This is a genomic window from Serratia sp. SSNIH1 (genome assembly GCF_002935055.1).
In the GTDB taxonomy this organism is placed as follows: domain Bacteria; phylum Pseudomonadota; class Gammaproteobacteria; order Enterobacterales; family Enterobacteriaceae; genus Serratia; species Serratia nevei.
This window is the reverse complement of the sequence record NZ_CP026383.1, coordinates 3,165,236-3,181,000: the sequence shown is the minus strand read 5'-3', so window position 1 is coordinate 3,181,000 and position 15,765 is coordinate 3,165,236. Positions and strand designations below refer to the sequence as shown.

Annotated in this window: 17 protein-coding genes; 7 read left to right on the top strand and 10 right to left on the bottom strand. The window is 59.9% G+C overall.

Going from position 1 to position 15,765, the window contains the following annotated elements; genetic code table 11:
* Positions 1 to 34 precede the first annotated feature (34 nt).
* Entirely contained in the window at positions 35 to 811 is a 777-nt protein-coding gene (locus C3F38_RS15350; RefSeq protein WP_055316979.1) for a helix-turn-helix domain-containing protein, read from the top strand.
* Positions 812 to 849: 38 nt separating this feature from the next.
* Here C3F38_RS15350 and C3F38_RS15345 read toward each other — a convergent pair whose 3' ends face one another.
* Together C3F38_RS15345 and asr are read right to left on the bottom strand one after the other, a co-directional pair.
* Positions 850 to 1,662 (bottom strand): serine protease, encoded by an 813-nt coding sequence (locus C3F38_RS15345; protein ID WP_047730632.1) that lies wholly within the window; start codon positions 1,660 to 1,662, stop codon positions 850 to 852.
* Positions 1,663 to 1,956: 294 nt separating this feature from the next.
* Entirely contained in the window at positions 1,957 to 2,232 is a 276-nt protein-coding gene (asr, locus tag C3F38_RS15340) for an acid resistance repetitive basic protein Asr (RefSeq protein ID WP_025302975.1), read from the bottom strand.
* A 185-nt stretch (positions 2,233 to 2,417) separates the two neighbouring features.
* Between asr and C3F38_RS15335 the strand changes: the two genes are divergently transcribed.
* Positions 2,418 to 3,323 carry an alpha/beta fold hydrolase gene (locus tag C3F38_RS15335; protein WP_038880317.1) on the top strand — a complete coding sequence of 302 codons (906 nt, stop codon included), beginning with the start codon at positions 2,418 to 2,420 and terminating at the stop codon, positions 3,321 to 3,323.
* A gap of 167 nt (positions 3,324 to 3,490) precedes the next feature.
* Here the strand turns inward: C3F38_RS15335 and C3F38_RS15330 are convergent, their stop codons facing one another.
* The 4 genes from C3F38_RS15330 to folM form a co-directional block, all read right to left on the bottom strand.
* Positions 3,491 to 4,990: a carboxypeptidase M32 gene (locus C3F38_RS15330; protein ID WP_055316980.1), complete on the bottom strand. Its 1,500-nt coding sequence runs from the start codon at positions 4,988 to 4,990 to the stop codon at positions 3,491 to 3,493.
* A 34-nt stretch (positions 4,991 to 5,024) separates the two neighbouring features.
* Positions 5,025 to 6,329: a two-component system sensor histidine kinase RstB gene (rstB, locus tag C3F38_RS15325; protein ID WP_038880311.1), complete on the bottom strand. Its 1,305-nt coding sequence runs from the start codon at positions 6,327 to 6,329 to the stop codon at positions 5,025 to 5,027.
* Positions 6,326 to 7,051, bottom strand: a complete 726-nt coding sequence (gene rstA, locus C3F38_RS15320) for a two-component system response regulator RstA (RefSeq protein ID WP_038880301.1) — start codon at positions 7,049 to 7,051, stop codon at positions 6,326 to 6,328. The genes rstB and rstA overlap by 4 nt, the downstream gene beginning before the upstream one ends.
* Before the next feature lie 75 nt (positions 7,052 to 7,126).
* Entirely contained in the window at positions 7,127 to 7,849 is a 723-nt protein-coding gene (folM, locus tag C3F38_RS15315; protein WP_038880299.1) for a dihydromonapterin reductase, read from the bottom strand.
* A gap of 184 nt (positions 7,850 to 8,033) precedes the next feature.
* On the opposite strand from folM, the gene C3F38_RS15310 reads away from it, so the two are divergent.
* Positions 8,034 to 8,444, top strand: a complete 411-nt coding sequence (locus C3F38_RS15310) for a hypothetical protein (protein WP_038880297.1) — start codon at positions 8,034 to 8,036, stop codon at positions 8,442 to 8,444.
* Between the two features lie 99 nt (positions 8,445 to 8,543).
* Here the strand turns inward: C3F38_RS15310 and C3F38_RS15305 are convergent, their stop codons facing one another.
* From C3F38_RS15305 to C3F38_RS15295, 3 genes are all read right to left on the bottom strand, one after another.
* Positions 8,544 to 8,939, bottom strand: a complete 396-nt coding sequence (locus C3F38_RS15305) for a pyridoxamine 5'-phosphate oxidase family protein (RefSeq protein WP_038880295.1) — start codon at positions 8,937 to 8,939, stop codon at positions 8,544 to 8,546.
* 33 nt (positions 8,940 to 8,972) lie between these two features.
* Entirely contained in the window at positions 8,973 to 9,458 is a 486-nt protein-coding gene (locus C3F38_RS15300; protein WP_038880292.1) for a hypothetical protein, read from the bottom strand.
* A 223-nt stretch (positions 9,459 to 9,681) separates the two neighbouring features.
* Positions 9,682 to 11,073: an amino acid permease gene (locus C3F38_RS15295; RefSeq protein ID WP_038880289.1), complete on the bottom strand. Its 1,392-nt coding sequence runs from the start codon at positions 11,071 to 11,073 to the stop codon at positions 9,682 to 9,684.
* Between the two features lie 120 nt (positions 11,074 to 11,193).
* Here C3F38_RS15295 and C3F38_RS26760 point away from each other — a divergent pair, with 120 nt between their 5' ends.
* Complete coding sequence (locus tag C3F38_RS26760) at positions 11,194 to 11,325, top strand: hypothetical protein (protein ID WP_255411725.1); 132 nt, start codon at positions 11,194 to 11,196, stop codon at positions 11,323 to 11,325.
* Here C3F38_RS26760 and ydgH read toward each other — a convergent pair.
* Complete coding sequence (gene ydgH / locus C3F38_RS15290) at positions 11,318 to 12,268, bottom strand: DUF1471 family protein YdgH (protein ID WP_038880287.1); 951 nt, start codon at positions 12,266 to 12,268, stop codon at positions 11,318 to 11,320. The two genes, C3F38_RS26760 and ydgH, sit on opposite strands and share 8 nt — an antisense overlap.
* 118 nt (positions 12,269 to 12,386) lie before the next feature.
* On the opposite strand from ydgH, the gene C3F38_RS26250 reads away from it, so the two are divergent.
* The 3 genes from C3F38_RS26250 (at position 12,387) to pntB (ending at position 15,740) form a co-directional block, all read left to right on the top strand.
* On the top strand, positions 12,387 to 12,656 hold the full coding sequence (locus C3F38_RS26250; protein WP_134268390.1) for a hypothetical protein: 270 nt from the start codon (positions 12,387 to 12,389) through the stop codon (positions 12,654 to 12,656).
* A 149-nt stretch (positions 12,657 to 12,805) separates the two neighbouring features.
* Positions 12,806 to 14,335: a Re/Si-specific NAD(P)(+) transhydrogenase subunit alpha gene (gene pntA / locus C3F38_RS15285; protein WP_055316981.1), complete on the top strand. Its 1,530-nt coding sequence runs from the start codon at positions 12,806 to 12,808 to the stop codon at positions 14,333 to 14,335.
* A gap of 10 nt (positions 14,336 to 14,345) precedes the next feature.
* Entirely contained in the window at positions 14,346 to 15,740 is a 1,395-nt protein-coding gene (pntB, locus tag C3F38_RS15280; protein ID WP_049198296.1) for a Re/Si-specific NAD(P)(+) transhydrogenase subunit beta, read from the top strand.
* Positions 15,741 to 15,765 lie beyond the last annotated feature (25 nt).

Genomic DNA, 15,765 nt, shown 5'->3' with positions numbered 1-15,765 from the left:
TTCGGACAAAAAACAACAGATATAGGACAATCCGATGGCGCTGATTCAACAGCATCACCCGTTCGATCCGGATCGGCTGCCGGCGCCGGTGCTCGGCATTGCGGCCGAACTGGCGGAGCACGACTCCGGGCTGCATTGGCATCAGCGCTCGCAGCTGCTGTATGCGCCGCAGGGGTGCATGACGGTCACGTTGGCGCAGCAGTGGCTGATTCTGCCGCCGACGCGCGGCGTCTGGATACCGGGCGGCATTGCGCATCGGGTGCAGCTGCGCGGCCGCGTCGCGTATCGCTCGCTGTATTTCGACCCGGTGCTGACCGCCGCCATGCCGCCACAGGCTGCGGTGCTGGCGGTGAACCCGCTGTTGGCGGCGATCGTCGAGCGCATCGCGCACTGGCCGCTGGACTCTGCGTTGGCACAGCCCCAGGCGCGCGATTTGCTGGCGGTACTGATCAATGAGCTGAGCGAGGCGCAGTGCGAGAATACCCAGCTGCGGTTGCCGCAGGATAGGCGTCTTGCCGCCTGGCTGGCGACGCTGCCGGAGAGTGACGAGTTGCCGGGATTGGCGGCGTTGGCGCAGCGCTTGAATCTGCACGCCAAAACGTTGACGCGGCTGTTTGTGCGGGAAACCGGCCTGAGCTATCAGCAGTGGTGCCAGCAGTGGCGGTTGATGCGCGCGATCGAACTGCTGGCGACGTTGCCGTCGGTCAGCGCGGTGGCGCAGCGGTTGGGGTTTTCCAGCGACAGCGCGTTTATCGCCTTTTTCCGTCAGTTCACCGGCACCACGCCGCGGCGCTATATGCAAGGGGGCTGAAAAAGCACAACGGCGCATAATGCGCCGCTGAGAGAGGATTATTTGCCTGCGGCCAGGGCGTCCAGCGCTTCGCGGATGCCGGGTACCGCCAGGGCGCGGTTATCGGCGCGATAGCGATCTTTCGCCGCCGGCGCCGAACTTTGGATGGCGATCAGCTGCCAGCCGTCGGCGGTTTTCAACAGCAGCGGTGAACCGCTGTCGCCGGGCAGGGTATCACATTGGTGCGACAGTACGCCTTGCTGGGCCCAGCCGGTCACCTTGCAGTTTTGGTGGCTGTAAAGGTCATCCAGATGATCTGCCGGGTAACCCGCCTGAGTAATCAGCCGTTTGGCCTGTTTCAGGGCCTGGGTCAGCGCCTTGCTGTCGCCTTGCCACAGCGGCAACGGTGCGATCGGCAGCGGCTTTTTGTCTTTCAGGCGGATCAGCGCAAAGTCATAGGCGGCGGCGGCGGGCGGCACGATCCAGCCATCACCGTCCGGCTTCAGCTTTTTGCCCAGCTTGCTGTCGACCAGGGTCTCGATATTGCCGGTTTGATACTGCCAGGATTTATCGCCTGCCACGAAGCGCAAAGCGATGGCTTTATCCAGTTGCCCGGGCGGCGCCAGGACGCAGTGGCCGGCGGTCAACGCCAGGTGCGGGGAGATCAGCGTGGCGGTGCACAGATTGCCGCTGGCGGTTTCGACCTGGCCGATGGCCTGCCACGGCTGGGCGGCGGTATCCGTGACCTTGATTCGTTCATCTTTGCCGAAAAACAGACGCGTTTGCTCGGCCTTGGACGGGCCGTCGGCACGTGCCGCCTGAGCAGCGATGAGCGGGAGTGAGCACAGCAACAGTAAAACGGATATGCGCATAGATCTCTTGCCTGACAAATACGGATCATCCATAAACACACTGAATGCTAACTATAGACTGATTTAGCAGCCATGTGGATGGGCAATAATTGATTTTTCAATAATTTCCCGCCGGCGATGCGGCAGGCTACAGGTAAAAAAAGACGGCGATCAGTCCACAAAGGATCAGGGCGGTCAGAACGATCTCGAACAAGTAGCGGCGCAGCATCAATGAGAACCCCCCGATGAAAAAACACCCGGCGAACCGGGTGTCGTATACGTCAAGCCTGAAGCGGTGAGGGGACCCTCACGTCATTACGCTTTTTTGTGGCTGGCTTTCTTGTGGTGCTTTTTAGCCGCCTGGGCTTTTTGCGCCGGGGCTTTTTTGCCGGCTTTCTTGTGATGCTTTTTGGCCGCCTGAGCTTTCTGAACCGGGGCTTTCTTGCCGTGGTGTTTCACCTGAGCTTTAGCCGGCGCAGCGGTGGCGGTGGTTGCGGTAGCCGCAGGTGCGGTGGTGGCAGCCTCGGCAGCGAAAGCCACGGAAGACAGACCCATTGCAGCGGCAACAACCAGAGCTAATACTTTTTTCATCGCAGAATCCTCAACATGACTTTTGGGTATCAACCCCACTGCGGGGCCGTTGAGATGATAGTAGGCAAACGGCGCCCGGCTTTCCGTGAGTGATTGGTTTCGGCTTGTAACCTAATGTACAGGGCGGCGGCGGCAAGGGGGATTGCTGCTATAATGACCGCCAGGCGCGATAAAAGGGATTTAAAATGAACGAGATAACGATTCGCTGTGGCGTGACTGAACAGGGCGAGGTGCCGCTGGCCTATGAGGACTGGGGCGATGAGGCGCACCCGCCGCTGCTGCTCATCATGGGCATCGGCGCACAGCTTCTGCTGTGGCCTGACGATTTCTGCCGTGCCCTGGTGGCCAAGGGGTTTCGGGTGATCCGTTATGACAACCGCGACGTTGGCCTTTCCGGCAAAACGCAGGCGCAACGCACGCAACCGTTGTGGCTGCTGATGCTGCGCGCCCAGCTCGGTTGGCAAACGCCGGTGCCTTATACCCTGGCGGACATGGCGGCGGACGCGACGCATCTGCTCGATCACCTGCGTATCCCGCAGGCCCACGTCTTGGGCGCCTCGATGGGCGGCATGATCGCGCAGGTGCTGGCCGCCGACTATCCGCAGCGTGTCGCCTCGTTGTGCATCTTGTTCTCCAGCACCAATCAGCCACTGTTGCCGCCGCCGGCACCTTCGCTGCTGTGGCTGTTGGTGCGCCGACCTGCCGCCGATCTGACGCTGCAGCAGCGCCGCGAGGGGATGAAAGCCTTCCTGCGCGCGCTCGGCACCCGGTTTTACCCGCCGGAGGAGGCGGAGCTGGATGCGTTGGTGCATCGGCTGTTGAAGCGGGGCGTAGATCCTGAAGGCATGCAGCGGCAACTTTCCGCGTTGCTCGGCAGCGGCGATCTGCGTCGCTACAGCCGGCGCATTGCCGCGCCGACGCTGGTCATTCACGGCGATCGCGATCGGCTGGTGCGCAAGGCGGGCGGGGTGGCGATCGCCCGCGCGGTCGCCAACGCCAAATTACATATTATGCCAGGTATGGGGCATGATCTGCCGGCCCCGTTGAGGCCGCAGCTGGCGGCGATGATCGCCCGTCATGCGCTGGGATGAGAGGCCGGAATGTCAGCGTTTTTTGCTATTTTAGTTACAACATACTAATGGTGGGTGGCCACTCGCCACTCTGTAGCCAAGGCGATGTCGGCACAGAACGTGCGTTATGAAGCATTATCCGGTCTTGCAGGCGGGAAGAGGGCGCGGCAGGGCCGCGCCAGGGGAGATTACAGGTAGCGGTTTTCCAAATGCTGACGGAAGTAGCGTGGGTTGAGCGCTTCGCCGGTTGCGTTGGCGATCAGCGTCTCGGTCGGGAAACGGCTGCCGTGGCGCCAGATGTTGTGCTGCAGCCAGTGGAACAGCGGCTGCAGGTTGCCGGCGGCGATGTCCTCGCCGAGAGAAGGCAGGGCCTGACGCACGCTGTGGAACAGCTGCGCGGCGTACATCGCGCCGAGCGTGTACGTCGGGAAGTAGCCGAAAGCGCCGTCGGTCCAGTGAATATCCTGCATGCAGCCGTTGCGGTAGTTGCCGATGGTGTCGAGGCCGAGGTAAGCATGCATCTTCTCATTCCACAGCGCCGGAATGTCTTCCACTTCGATATCGCCTTCGATCAGCGCTTTTTCAATTTCGTAGCGCAGGATGACGTGGGCAGGATAGCTCACCTCGTCGGCGTCGACGCGGATCAGGCCCGGTTTAACGCGCTGGTTGAGGCGAATGAAGTTGGTTTCTTCCAGCGCCGGCTGTTCGCCAAACTGCGCGGTAACCAGCGGACGCAAGATTTTCAGGAATTCATTGCCGCGCGCCAGCTGCATTTCGAACAGCAGGCTCTGCGATTCGTGGATAGCGGTGGAACGGGCCAGGGCGACCGGCTGGCCGAGCAGATCGCGCGGCAGATTCTGCTCGTAGCGGGCGTGGCCGGTTTCATGCACGATGCCGAGCAGCGCGGTCAGAAACTCTTTCTCGTTGTAACGGGTGGTGATGCGCACATCTTCCGGCACGCCGCCGCAGAACGGGTGGGCGCTGACGTCGACGCGGCCGTTGTCGAAGTTGAAACCGAGCAGTTTCATCACGCTGAGGCTCAGCTGGCGCTGGGTATCCACATTGAACGGCCCCTGCGGCATCTGGCAAGGCTCATTGGCCTGCTTGGCCACCACGCGCTGCAGTAGCTCGGGCAGCCAGGTTTTCAGATCGCCGAAGATGCGGTCGAGATCGCTGCTGCGCATGCCCGGTTCATACAGGTTGAGCAGGGCGTCGTAACGGCTGGTGCCGGCCGCCTGTGCGCGGATCTGCGCCTCTTCCCGACTGAGCTTGACCACCTCGCGCAGGTTCTCGACGAAGCCGTCCCAATCGTTGGCCGGGCGCTGGGCGCGCCAGGCGTGTTCGCAGCGCGCGCCGGCGAGCGACTTGGCTTCGACCAGCGACGCCGGCAGCAGCACGGCGTCTTCATATTGGCGGCGCATTTCGCGCAGGTTGGCGCGATCGATTTCGTCCAGCGTCTCTTGCTGTGCGCGATCCAACAGCTCGCCGGTGCTTTGTGCCGTTAAAATCTGGTGCTGCAGCACGCTCAGCTCGGCCAGCGCTTCGGAGCGCGCCTTGCTGCCGCCCGGTGGCATCATGGTTTGCATGTCCCAACCGGCGATGGCGGACAGGTGGCCGAAACGCGACAGCCGGCTGAACAGGGCGCGCAGGTGATCGTAAGCAGACGTGTTGGAATGTGCAGATGTCATTATTATTCGGCTCCAATGAGAAGGTCCGGCGGTATTACGCCAGATCGGCTTTTAAACTGAATGTCGGCTTCACCGGCCAGCAGAAACGGAAGCTGGCGCCGCCGAGCGAACTGCCTTCGACGAACACCTGTCCCTGGTAGGCGACGGCGATGGAATGGACGATGGCCAGCCCCAATCCGCAGCCGCCGGTAGCGCGATCGCGGCTGGGGTCGAGACGGACGAAAGGTTCAAACACCCGTTCGCGCTCTTCCGGCGGAATGCCCGGCCCGTCATCCTCGACCTGCAAGCAGGCGAGGTCGCCGTCAAACCACAGGCCCACGCGCAGACGCTGTTCGGAATAGCGCAGCGCGTTGTTGACCAGGTTATCGAGCACGCGCTCCATCAGGCGCAGATCGACGCCGCCGAAGTCGCCGACGTGCGGGATATCGAGCTGGATGTCGCGTTCCTGATGAATAAGACGGATATCATCGACCTTGTCCTCGAGCCACTTTGGCAGATCGATGGGTTCAATGTTTAACGCAACCTGCGGACGGTCCAGACGGGCATAGGTCAGCAGCTCGTCGATCAGCGACTCCAGCTGGCCAATATCGCGGTTCAACGCCTGCAGCTCGCTGTCGGACAGGTTATCGCTCATCTCGAGCCGATAACGCAGGCGCACCAGCGGCGTGCGCAGCTCGTGCGCGATGCCGTCGATCAGCTGTTTCTTGCTGGCGATCAGGGTGTTGACGTTGTCGGCCATTTGGTTGAACGCCACGCCGAGCCGGCTCAGGCTGGAGGTGGGATCGAAGTGGGTACGCTCATCCAGATGCCCGGCGCCGAGGCGCTGGGCGGCGTTTTCCAGCTTGAGCAGGTCTTGCCAGTGCGGCCGCATCCACAGGAACACCGGCAGCGCCAGCGACATGCCGATAAACACCAGCAACACCAGATCCAGCAGGCGCATCTGATGCAGATAGAACAGATAAGGAATGGGGCCGACCACCAACACGTAGTGGCTGCGCGGAATGCGCTGCATAAAGGTGTACTGATCGTCGAGGGCGATGATTTCCCCCAGCCGCAGCCGTTTTTTCAGATCCTCGCTCAGCTCCTGTTTGCCGAGCGGCTCGATATGCAGCTTGAACGACAGGTTGAGATCCAGCGTGGCGATGGTCTTGTTCCAGTCCTTCAGCGGGATTTCGCGCAGCTCGCTGCGCATCAGGTACAGCGAACTTTTCATCAGGTCGTCCATCGACTGGCGGCCGGCGCGCTCGGCGGTCACTTTGTACACCAGGCCGACCAGCATCGCCATCACCAGAAAACAGACGAACAGCAACAGGAAGAACTGGACGAAAAGTTTTCTCATTGTTGCACCGATGCCCAGGCGTTAGGGGCGAACAGATAACCTTTATTGCGCACGGTCTTAATGCGGAACGGCTCCAGCGCGTTGTCGTACAGCTTGCGGCGCAGGCGGGAGATCGCCACGTCGATGCTGCGGTCCATACCGTCATAGCTCACGCCGCGCAGGTTTTGCAGCAGCGCCTCGCGATCCATGATCTGCCCGGCGTGGGTCGCCAGTTCCCACAGCAAATCGAAATCCGAGGTGGACAGAGTGACGGTTTCTTCGCCCAGCGTGACCTGCCGGTTGACCGGATCGATGCACAACAGCCCGAAATGCAGCGCGTTGTGCTGGGTGAGCGGCTGAGCCGTCTCTTCTTTCGGCTGCTGGCTGTGTTGGCGCAGGTGCAAACGCAGGCGCGCCAGCAACACCGCCGGCGGCGTGGTTTTCAGGATATAGTCGTTGGCGCCCATTTCCAGCGACAGGATATGGTTCATGTCGCTGTCGAGCGAGGTGAGCAGCACGATCGGGCCGGGGAAGGTGGGGCGCAGATCGCGGCACAGCGTCATACCGTCTTTGCCGGGCAGCATGATGTCCAGCAGCACCAAATCGGGTTGCTCGCGCTCGATGCGCGCCTGCGCGCTGTCGCCGCGAGGCTCGATCAGCACCTCGATGTCGTGTTTGCCCAGATAGGCGGCGATCAGTTTGCCGACTTCAGGATCGTCTTCCACAAAAACAATTTTATGCATATGCCCGTGTTTTAATAAGAAAAGCGGATTTCAGCATAGCGCGGCCTGCGAGGATGCGCCATGCGGATCTTTGCGTCAGCGCAGCGGCCGCCCGCCATCGACGCCGTGGGTGCGGCCGGTCACGTAGCGGCTCTCCAGCAGGTAGTTCACCAGGTTGACCACTTCGCTCTCGCCCGGTGCGACTTTCATCAGCGACTTCGCCAACGCCTGCTGGCGATAGGCTTCATCGTCGCCCGCATTGAAGATGATCAGCGCCGGCGCGATGGCGTTGACCTTGACCTCCGGCGCCAGCTTGCGGGCAAACGATCGGGTCATATTGTCCAGCGCGGCCTTGCTGGCGGCGTAGGCGATGTGTTTGTCGCTGCCTTTTTCCACCACGTAGTCGGTCAGATGGATAATGTCCGCGCCGGCCTGGCCCTGGCCGGTCAGGCAGGATTCGAGCAGCTGATTGAGCAAATAGGGCGTATAGACGTGAATCTGCAGCATCGCTGCCATTACCTGCTCCGGCGGCACCTCCGGCGACTCGGCCTGCCAGGCGCTGGCGTTGTGGATCACCGCGCGCAGTTTGGGCGCCACCTGCCGCACCCGATCGGCGAAAAGGTAGATGCCTTCGTGCGTGGAAAAGTCGCCCTGAATGCAGCAGGCGCCCAAGGCTTTCAACTCGGCCATCGCCGGATATTCGCTGCGATAGGCGATGATGACGGGAACGCCGCGCTCGAGAAACGCTTTGGCGAGCGCCAGCCCGATGCGCCGCGCGCCGCCGGTAATCAGCACCGGGGCAGAGTTGGGGTGTTCCATTGATTAAAGCTCCTGGACAGACTGGCAAACAATAGGGGAATTATGCCATTATACGGCGGAAAGTCGTTAAAGCTTCGCATGATTATCCATTTCTGGATGTAAGATCCCCAATGCATTTCAGGTTGTCGCCCGGCGGCGGCTTGAAAGACCACGGGTTAACACTGGCCATGAGAGGAATGAGGGGATGAACAGCAATCACCTTGCATCCATCGCGCGCAGTGAGAAAATCTGTTTCGACTACATGGATTTTCTGTCCGCATCGTGCAGGAAGCACTGGCGCTTTGTTGATGCTATTTATGGTGTGATGCCGATCTTCGGCATGGTGTTGAAATCGCGCGTGACCACGTCACAAACGCGCAAAGAGCAGTTGAAAGAGCTGGCGCTGCAGGTGGTGTCAACGCAGGTCAGCGATGAAACCAATATCGTGCGCCTGATTGACCTGGCGCAGCAACAGGGCCTGACGGTGTTTGATATTCAGCTGCCCTATGCGCTGGAGACTCAACAGCTGGCGGCCATTCAGAAAGAGTGCGCGGAAGGCATCGCGATTGCCCTGGTGGGTGAGCGTATGACCGTCACCATTCCCCCTAAAAGCTGATCGGGTACATCGACCGGCCGCCCGTTCATGGTTAGGCAATTGACTGACCCGATGGCCTAACCATGAACGTGAAATTCCGCGCTGCGTAGCGGCCTGCCTTTAAAGCCGGGTCCCGGCATTGGGGCCGGAGCGCAGGGTATAAATACTGTCTATATGAATGAGCACCGCGTATTTCGGCGGCTTCATTCCATTTTTTTCTGCAAATGCCAACGCGTCGTCAAACGGCTTGCCCGCCAGGAACAGTTCCGGGGTGCCGACGAAGCGGTAACCGTCCAGCGCCTCGCGGTCGATGACCACGACGGCCATTTTCGATCCCTCCCTGATATTTTGCAGCGTCTGGCCACCGGTATTTTCGTTGTAAATCAGCGTACGGTCATCATAGAGGCGCAGAGAGCGCTTGGGGCCGATATCGGGCACGCCACTCGGGCTGCTGGTTGCCTGTACAGGCAGCTGTTTGGCCAGCATTTTCTTCATGTCGTCATTCAATTCATTCATTGGCAGATTACCCCTCAGGTCGTGGTGTCGTTGTTAATGCACAGTGGCGGAATGGTTTGCCGCGGGTGCGCAGACGCTGGTTTCCGGCAGCCGGTGTTCGCGCAGCACCTGCAGCGTCTCTATTCGGAAACGCAGCAGGTGCCGTTCGGCGACCTGCTGCATCTGTTCGCACAGCGAGGTATCGTCCATCACCTGCTCGATGGCGAGCCGGGCCTGATGCACGTGCGGCTCAACGCCGCGCAGGGGCTTTTGCCGCAGGCGCAGATGGGTCATGTTGTTGAACGTGACGATCAGCGCGGCAAGGGCTGACTCGAAAAGATTCAGCGCTTCAAATCTGGCGGTATAGTCCGTATTTAGCCAGGGTTTCTCGGCGAGGATCGCCTGAGCGACTTCCAGCGCCTGTTGATAGTGCGTCATTGCCAGGCGATCGCGTTGCTGATTGAACGCCGTGTTGCCTTCGGCGATCAGCGCTTCCCAGGCGGCAAACAGGGGGAGTGCGTGCAGCAGTTTTTCAGCCATGAAATGCCTTCCATTTTCAGCCTGTCTTAACAAGACCTCCTGATGTTTCTCATCGGGGGCCTCACCTGTGTCCTGCCGGTGATGCTATAAATGATAATGATAATTAATTGTATTTAAGATCGCAAGCGTGGCAATCGGCGGATCAATAGCGTGGAGAAAGGTAAAAAAGAGGAAAGCGGGGAAACGAAATGCGGCTGCAGGGCAGCCGCATTGGCAGGCGATGTTAGTGCAACATAAACCAGCCGGCAGGCAGCGTGGCCACCAGCAGCAAGAAGATGCTGCTCTTTTCCAGGCGATTCAGCAGATTGATATCCCGGTGGCCGCGGCGGGCATACATGAACACCAACAGCCCTGGCGCATACAGCAGCACCGACATCAGCAGGTGCATCAGCCCGGACGCGTACAGCAGCCACAGGCCATAGACACAGGCGCCGGTCGCGGCGAAGATCAGGCGCTTGTCGCGGCGGCGGTAAGCCACCTTGAACAGAAACGCGCCGACCAGGAAGTAAGGCACCAGGATCATTTCTGAAGCGATGGTCAACAGCGAGTTGTAGTTGCTGCCGGTCAGCCAGATCAGCACCAGCGCCAGCTGCACTGCGATGTTGGTCAGCCACAGCGAAGAGGACGGGGCGTGATGGCGGTTCTGCTTGCCGAACACGCGCGGAAACGCGCCGTGCTGCGCGGCCAGCAGCGGCACTTCGGCCGCCATGATGGTCCAGCTCAGGTAGGCGCCGCACACGGAAATGATCAGGCCGGCGGCGATAAGCACGTCTCCCCACGGGCCAATCAGTTCCACCATCAGCACCGCCATCGACGGGTTGCGCATTTCGGCCAGTTCGCTGCGCGGCACCACGCCCAGCGACAGCAACGTGACCATCAGATACACCGCCAGCGCCGACAGCACCGCCAGCATGGTGGCGCGGCCCACGTCTTTCTTATTACGGGCGCGGGCGGAAACCACTACGGCGCCTTCCACGCCGATAAACACCCACAGGGTGATCAGCATGGTGTCCTTGACCTGTTCCCACACCGGTTTGCCTAAGGCGGTGCCTTTGAAATCAAGTGTGAACACGTCCATTTTAAAGGCGATCGCCGCCAGAACGGCGAACATCCCCAGCGGCAGCAGCTTGGCCAGGGTGGCCGCCAGATTGATGCTGGCCGCGGTTTGCACGCCGCGCAACACCAGCGCATGCACGATCCACAGCAGGGCGGATTCGGCGATCAGCGCCTGCCAGGTATTGCCGTCACCGAGAATGACGCTGCCGCCGCGATCGGTGAAGATACTCAGCGCCGCGAACACGATCACCAGATATGAGACGTTGGCGATCACGGCGCACAGCCAGTAACCCCAGGCGGAGCAGAAGCCCACCAGCTCGCCGAACCCTTCCTTGGCGTAGGTGAAGATGCCGCCGTCCAGATCCGGACGCAAACGCGTAAGCAGCAGCATGGCGAAGGCCAAAAACAGAATGCCGACGCCGGTGATCCCCCAGCCCAGCAGCAGCGCGGCGGGGCTGGCGACCTGCGCCATGTTTTGCGGCAGACTGAACACGCCGGCGCCCAGCATCGAGCTGAGCACCAAAGCGGTTAGCGCGGTAAGACCGAGTTTTTTTTCCAATGACGGATCCTGAACGCAGAATAAACAACTGGAAGGGAACTGCTTGGTGGCAACAATGTATTAACAACCACTGCGCGAATAGACAATAGCCCTAAAAATTGGCGCAAATTTTACGGAGGGATGATTAGAGATGCAATGATTGAATATGCGGAATTTACAAAAAACTATTCAACGCGCGATGAAAAAAGCGGCAATAAAAACGGGCAGCTCAAGGGCTGCCCGATGGTAAACCGAAAAGCGGGTTTTATTTGAACAGATCGGCGCTGACGGTCAGGTTGCCGCCGCTCTTGTTCTGCCACTGGCGGGTGACGTGGTAGTACTTGGCGCCTTTCTCGGCCGCGCGTTTCGCCACTTCGGTGGAGACATCGGTCATGCTGTTGAAGTGGCCGGTGAAGGTGACGGAATCGAACGGCACCATCTGCGCGGCGGTCACGCTGTTCACTTCCTGGATCTTGGTGCCGTTAGGCAGCGTGACGGTATAGCGTTGGCCGGTAGAGGACTGGGTTTCGAAGAAACGGCCCACGTCGCGGCTTGGCGAACCGGAAGACGCGACGCCAGGAATTTCGACTTTCGCGGCAGCGGCGCCACCGGCGGCCAGCGCGGCGCGGCCGGCGTCAGAATCGGCCGGAATGGCATCCGGGCTCTGCACGCGGCGTTTTGGCGCATCGGCCTTATAGATGTAGGCGGTGACGAACTGGTTACCGCCGGAGTTGGCGTCAACCTGGCGCACGATGAAGAAGGATGCAGCACCTTTTTTCTTCGCTTCTTTGGAGATGGCGTCGTTGATGTCCGGCTGGCTGCGGTAGAAACCGCTGACGCTCACGGTATCGTAAGGCTCCAGCAGATAGGCTTCATCTTTAGGCAGTTCGTTCACGCCGTTAAATACGCGGTATTTTGGTGTTTTGCTCACTTCTGGCGCATCTTTATGATAAAGGTCTGCGGTGACGCGCCAGTTGCCGCCGTTGTTGCTGTTGTTGCTGTCCTGGATATAGAAGGAATCGGCACCCAGTTTGTCTGCACGGCGGGAGACGGCGTCGACAGCTTCATTGATGGCATTGAAGCGGCCGGTAATCGTGATGCGATCAAACGGCTTCAGCGCCGCTGCTTTCTCAGGAGTTAACTCCTGCGCCGCATGAGCAGACAGCGCGGTGAGTGATAACAAGGCTGACGCGATGATCGTGGTCTTCAGCTTCATAAAAAATCCTTTCGCCTAGCGCATTAACGTTTATAACGTACTGAACTGTTTAAGTGTAATTCAGCCGTCGATTATTACATGTAATTCTGAAAACTGTCTCAGCATTTTATGTTATCCCGTGCGACAAATCGCCGACGGTGACGCGGGCCGCACGGATGGCGCCATCGTCATAAGTTTCCATAATAAAGGCTCTGGTGTCATTAATGTTAATTATTCACAAAATGATAACTTTTATGCTTTTTCACCGCGCGTGGCCATAAATCGTTACGCCGGGCGTAAACCTCTTGTCACGCAGAATGCGCTGTTCTGTATGGATTTTTTCACGGTAAATTGCGATTTGTCATATCACGCGCGGCGTTTTTATGTAAAAACAGAGCTGAATGCGTAAGCAATTATGGATCATCGACCTTATTTTCAGTAGGTTATAGTTGGCGTCTGAAATCAGTGCGGGCAAGTTAACGCCTCGCTCGCCGCTGGCGTCATGCTATGGGCAGGAAAATAATAAACATCATCCAAGACAGGTGAGAAGGGAACATTATGCGTATTGGTGTACCAAGAGAGCGGTTGGCCAATGAAGCCCGGGTCGCAGCCACGCCGAAAACGGTGGAACAACTGCTGAAGCTGGGTTTTACCGTCGCGATTGAACGCGAGGCGGGCAAACTGGCCAGTTTTGAGGACGTCGCCTACGAAGCCGCCGGTGCGGCGCTGGTCGACGAAAGCGAAGTGTGGCAGTCGGATCTGATCCTGAAAGTCAACGCGCCGCAAGACGACGAGATCGCCTTGATGCGCGAAGGCAGCACGCTGGTCAGCTTTATCTGGCCGGCGCAAAATCCCGAATTGATGGCCAAGCTGGCGGCGCGCAACGTCACCGCGCTGGCGATGGACTCGGTACCGCGCATCTCGCGCGCCCAGTCGATGGATGCGCTGAGCTCGATGGCCAACATCGCCGGCTACCGCGCGATCGTCGAAGCGGCGCATGAGTTCGGCCGCTTCTTCACCGGCCAGATTACCGCCGCCGGCAAAGTGCCGCCGGCCAAGGTGATGATCATCGGTGCCGGCGTGGCCGGCCTGGCGGCGATCGGCGCCGCGGGCAGCCTCGGCGCCATCGTGCGCGCCTTCGACACCCGCCCGGAAGTGAAAGAGCAGGTGCAGAGCATGGGCGCGGAATTCCTCGAGCTGGATTTTGAAGAGGAAGCAGGCAGCGGCGACGGTTACGCCAAAGTGATGTCTGAAGCCTTTATCAAGGCCGAGATGGCGCTGTTCGCCGCGCAGGCGGCGGAGGTCGATATCATCGTCACCACCGCGCTGATCCCGGGTAAACCGGCGCCGAAGCTGATCACCAAAGAGATGGTGGCGTCGATGAAACCGGGCAGCGTGATCGTCGATCTGGCGGCGCAAACCGGCGGCAACTGCGAACTGACGGTGGCCGACACCATTACCGTGACCGACAACGGCGTGAAAATCATCGGCTACACCGACCTGCCGAGCCGCTTGCCGACGCAATCTTCGCAGCTTTACGGCACCAACCTGGTCAACCTGCTGAAGCTGCTGTCGAAAGAGAAAAACGGCGAGATCGACATCGATTTCGACGATACGGTGATCCGCGGCGTTACCGTGGTGCGCAGCGGTGAAATCACCTGGCCGGCGCCGCCGATCCAGGTTTCCGCTCAGCCGAAAGCGGCGCCCGCCGCTGCACCGGTGGCCAAACCCGAAGCCAAACCGACCTCGCCGTGGCTGAAGTACGGCCTGATGGCCCTGGCGATCCTGCTGTTCGGCTGGCTGGCGGACGCGGCGCCGAAAGAGTTTCTGTCGCACTTTACCGTGTTCGCGCTGGCCTGCGTGGTCGGTTACTACGTGGTCTGGAACGTCAGCCATGCGCTGCATACCCCGTTGATGTCGGTCACCAACGCGATCTCAGGAATTATCGTGGTCGGTGCGCTGTTGCAGATCGGCCATGGTGGCTGGGTGAGTTTCCTCTCCTTTATCGCCGTGCTGATCGCCAGCATCAATATTTTCGGTGGGTTCACCGTCACTCAGCGCATGCTGAAGATGTTTCGCAAGAACTAAGGGGTAACAAATGTCTGGAGGATTGGTTACAGCTGCATACATTGTTGCCGCTATTTTGTTTATTTTCAGCCTGGCGGGCCTGTCGCGCCATGAAACGTCGAAGCAGGGCAACCTGTTCGGCGTCGCCGGCATGGCGATCGCGCTGATCGCCACCATTCTGGGGCCGGATTCCGGCAACGTCGGCTGGATCATCATCGCCATGATCATCGGCGGTTCGATCGGCGTCTATCTGGCCAAGAAGGTCGAGATGACCGAAATGCCGGAGCTGGTGGCGGTGCTGCATAGCTTCGTTGGCCTGGCAGCGGTGCTGGTTGGTTTCAACAGCTACCTGGATCACGGCGCGCCGATGGAGCCGGTGATGGCGAACATCCATCTGACCGAAGTGTTCCTCGGCATCTTTATCGGCGCGGTAACCTTCACCGGTTCGATAGTCGCCTTCGGCAAGCTGCGCGGCATCATCTCTTCCAAACCGCTGATGCTGCCGAACCGCCACAAGCTGAATCTGGCGGCGCTGGTGATCTCGTTCCTGCTGCTGGTGGCGTTCGTGCGTACCGACAGCGTGGGCTGGCAGGTGGTGACGCTGCTGCTGATGACGGCGATCGCACTGGCTTTCGGCTGGCATCTGGTGGCCTCGATCGGCGGCGCCGACATGCCGGTGGTGGTGTCGATGCTCAACTCCTACTCGGGGTGGGCGGCGGCCGCGGCGGGCTTCATGCTGAGCAACGATCTGCTGATCGTCACCGGCGCGCTGGTGGGCTCTTCGGGTGCGATCCTGTCTTACATTATGTGTAAGGCAATGAACCGCTCGTTTATCAGCGTGATCGCCGGCGGTTTCGGCAGTGACGGTTCGTCTACCGGCGATGCCGAAGAGATGGGCGAATACCGTGAAACCACGGCGGAAGAGGTGGCCGAGCAGCTGAAGAATTCCACCTCGGTGATCATCACGCCGGGTTACGGCATGGCGGTGGCGCAGGCGCAATATCCGGTGGCGGAAATCACCGAGAAACTGCGGGCGCGCGGCGTGAAGGTGCGCTTCGGCATTCACCCGGTCGCGGGGCGTCTGCCGGGCCACATGAACGTGCTGCTGGCGGAGGCGAAGGTGCCGTACGACGTGGTGCTGGAGATGGATGAAATCAACGAAGATTTCCCGGATACCGACACCGTGCTGGTGATTGGCGCCAACGACACGGTAAACCCGGCGGCGCTGGAAGATCCGCGCAGCCCGATCGCCGGCATGCCGGTATTGGAAGTGTGGAAAGCGCAGAACGTGATCGCGTTTAAACGCTCGATGAACACCGGCTACGCCGGCGTGCAGAACCCGCTGTTCTTCAAAGAGAACACCCAGATGCTGTTCGGCGACGCCAAAGACAGCGTGGAAGCGATTCTGCGGGCATTGCAAAAGTAGTTGGGCAACCAAAAAAATGGGCCGC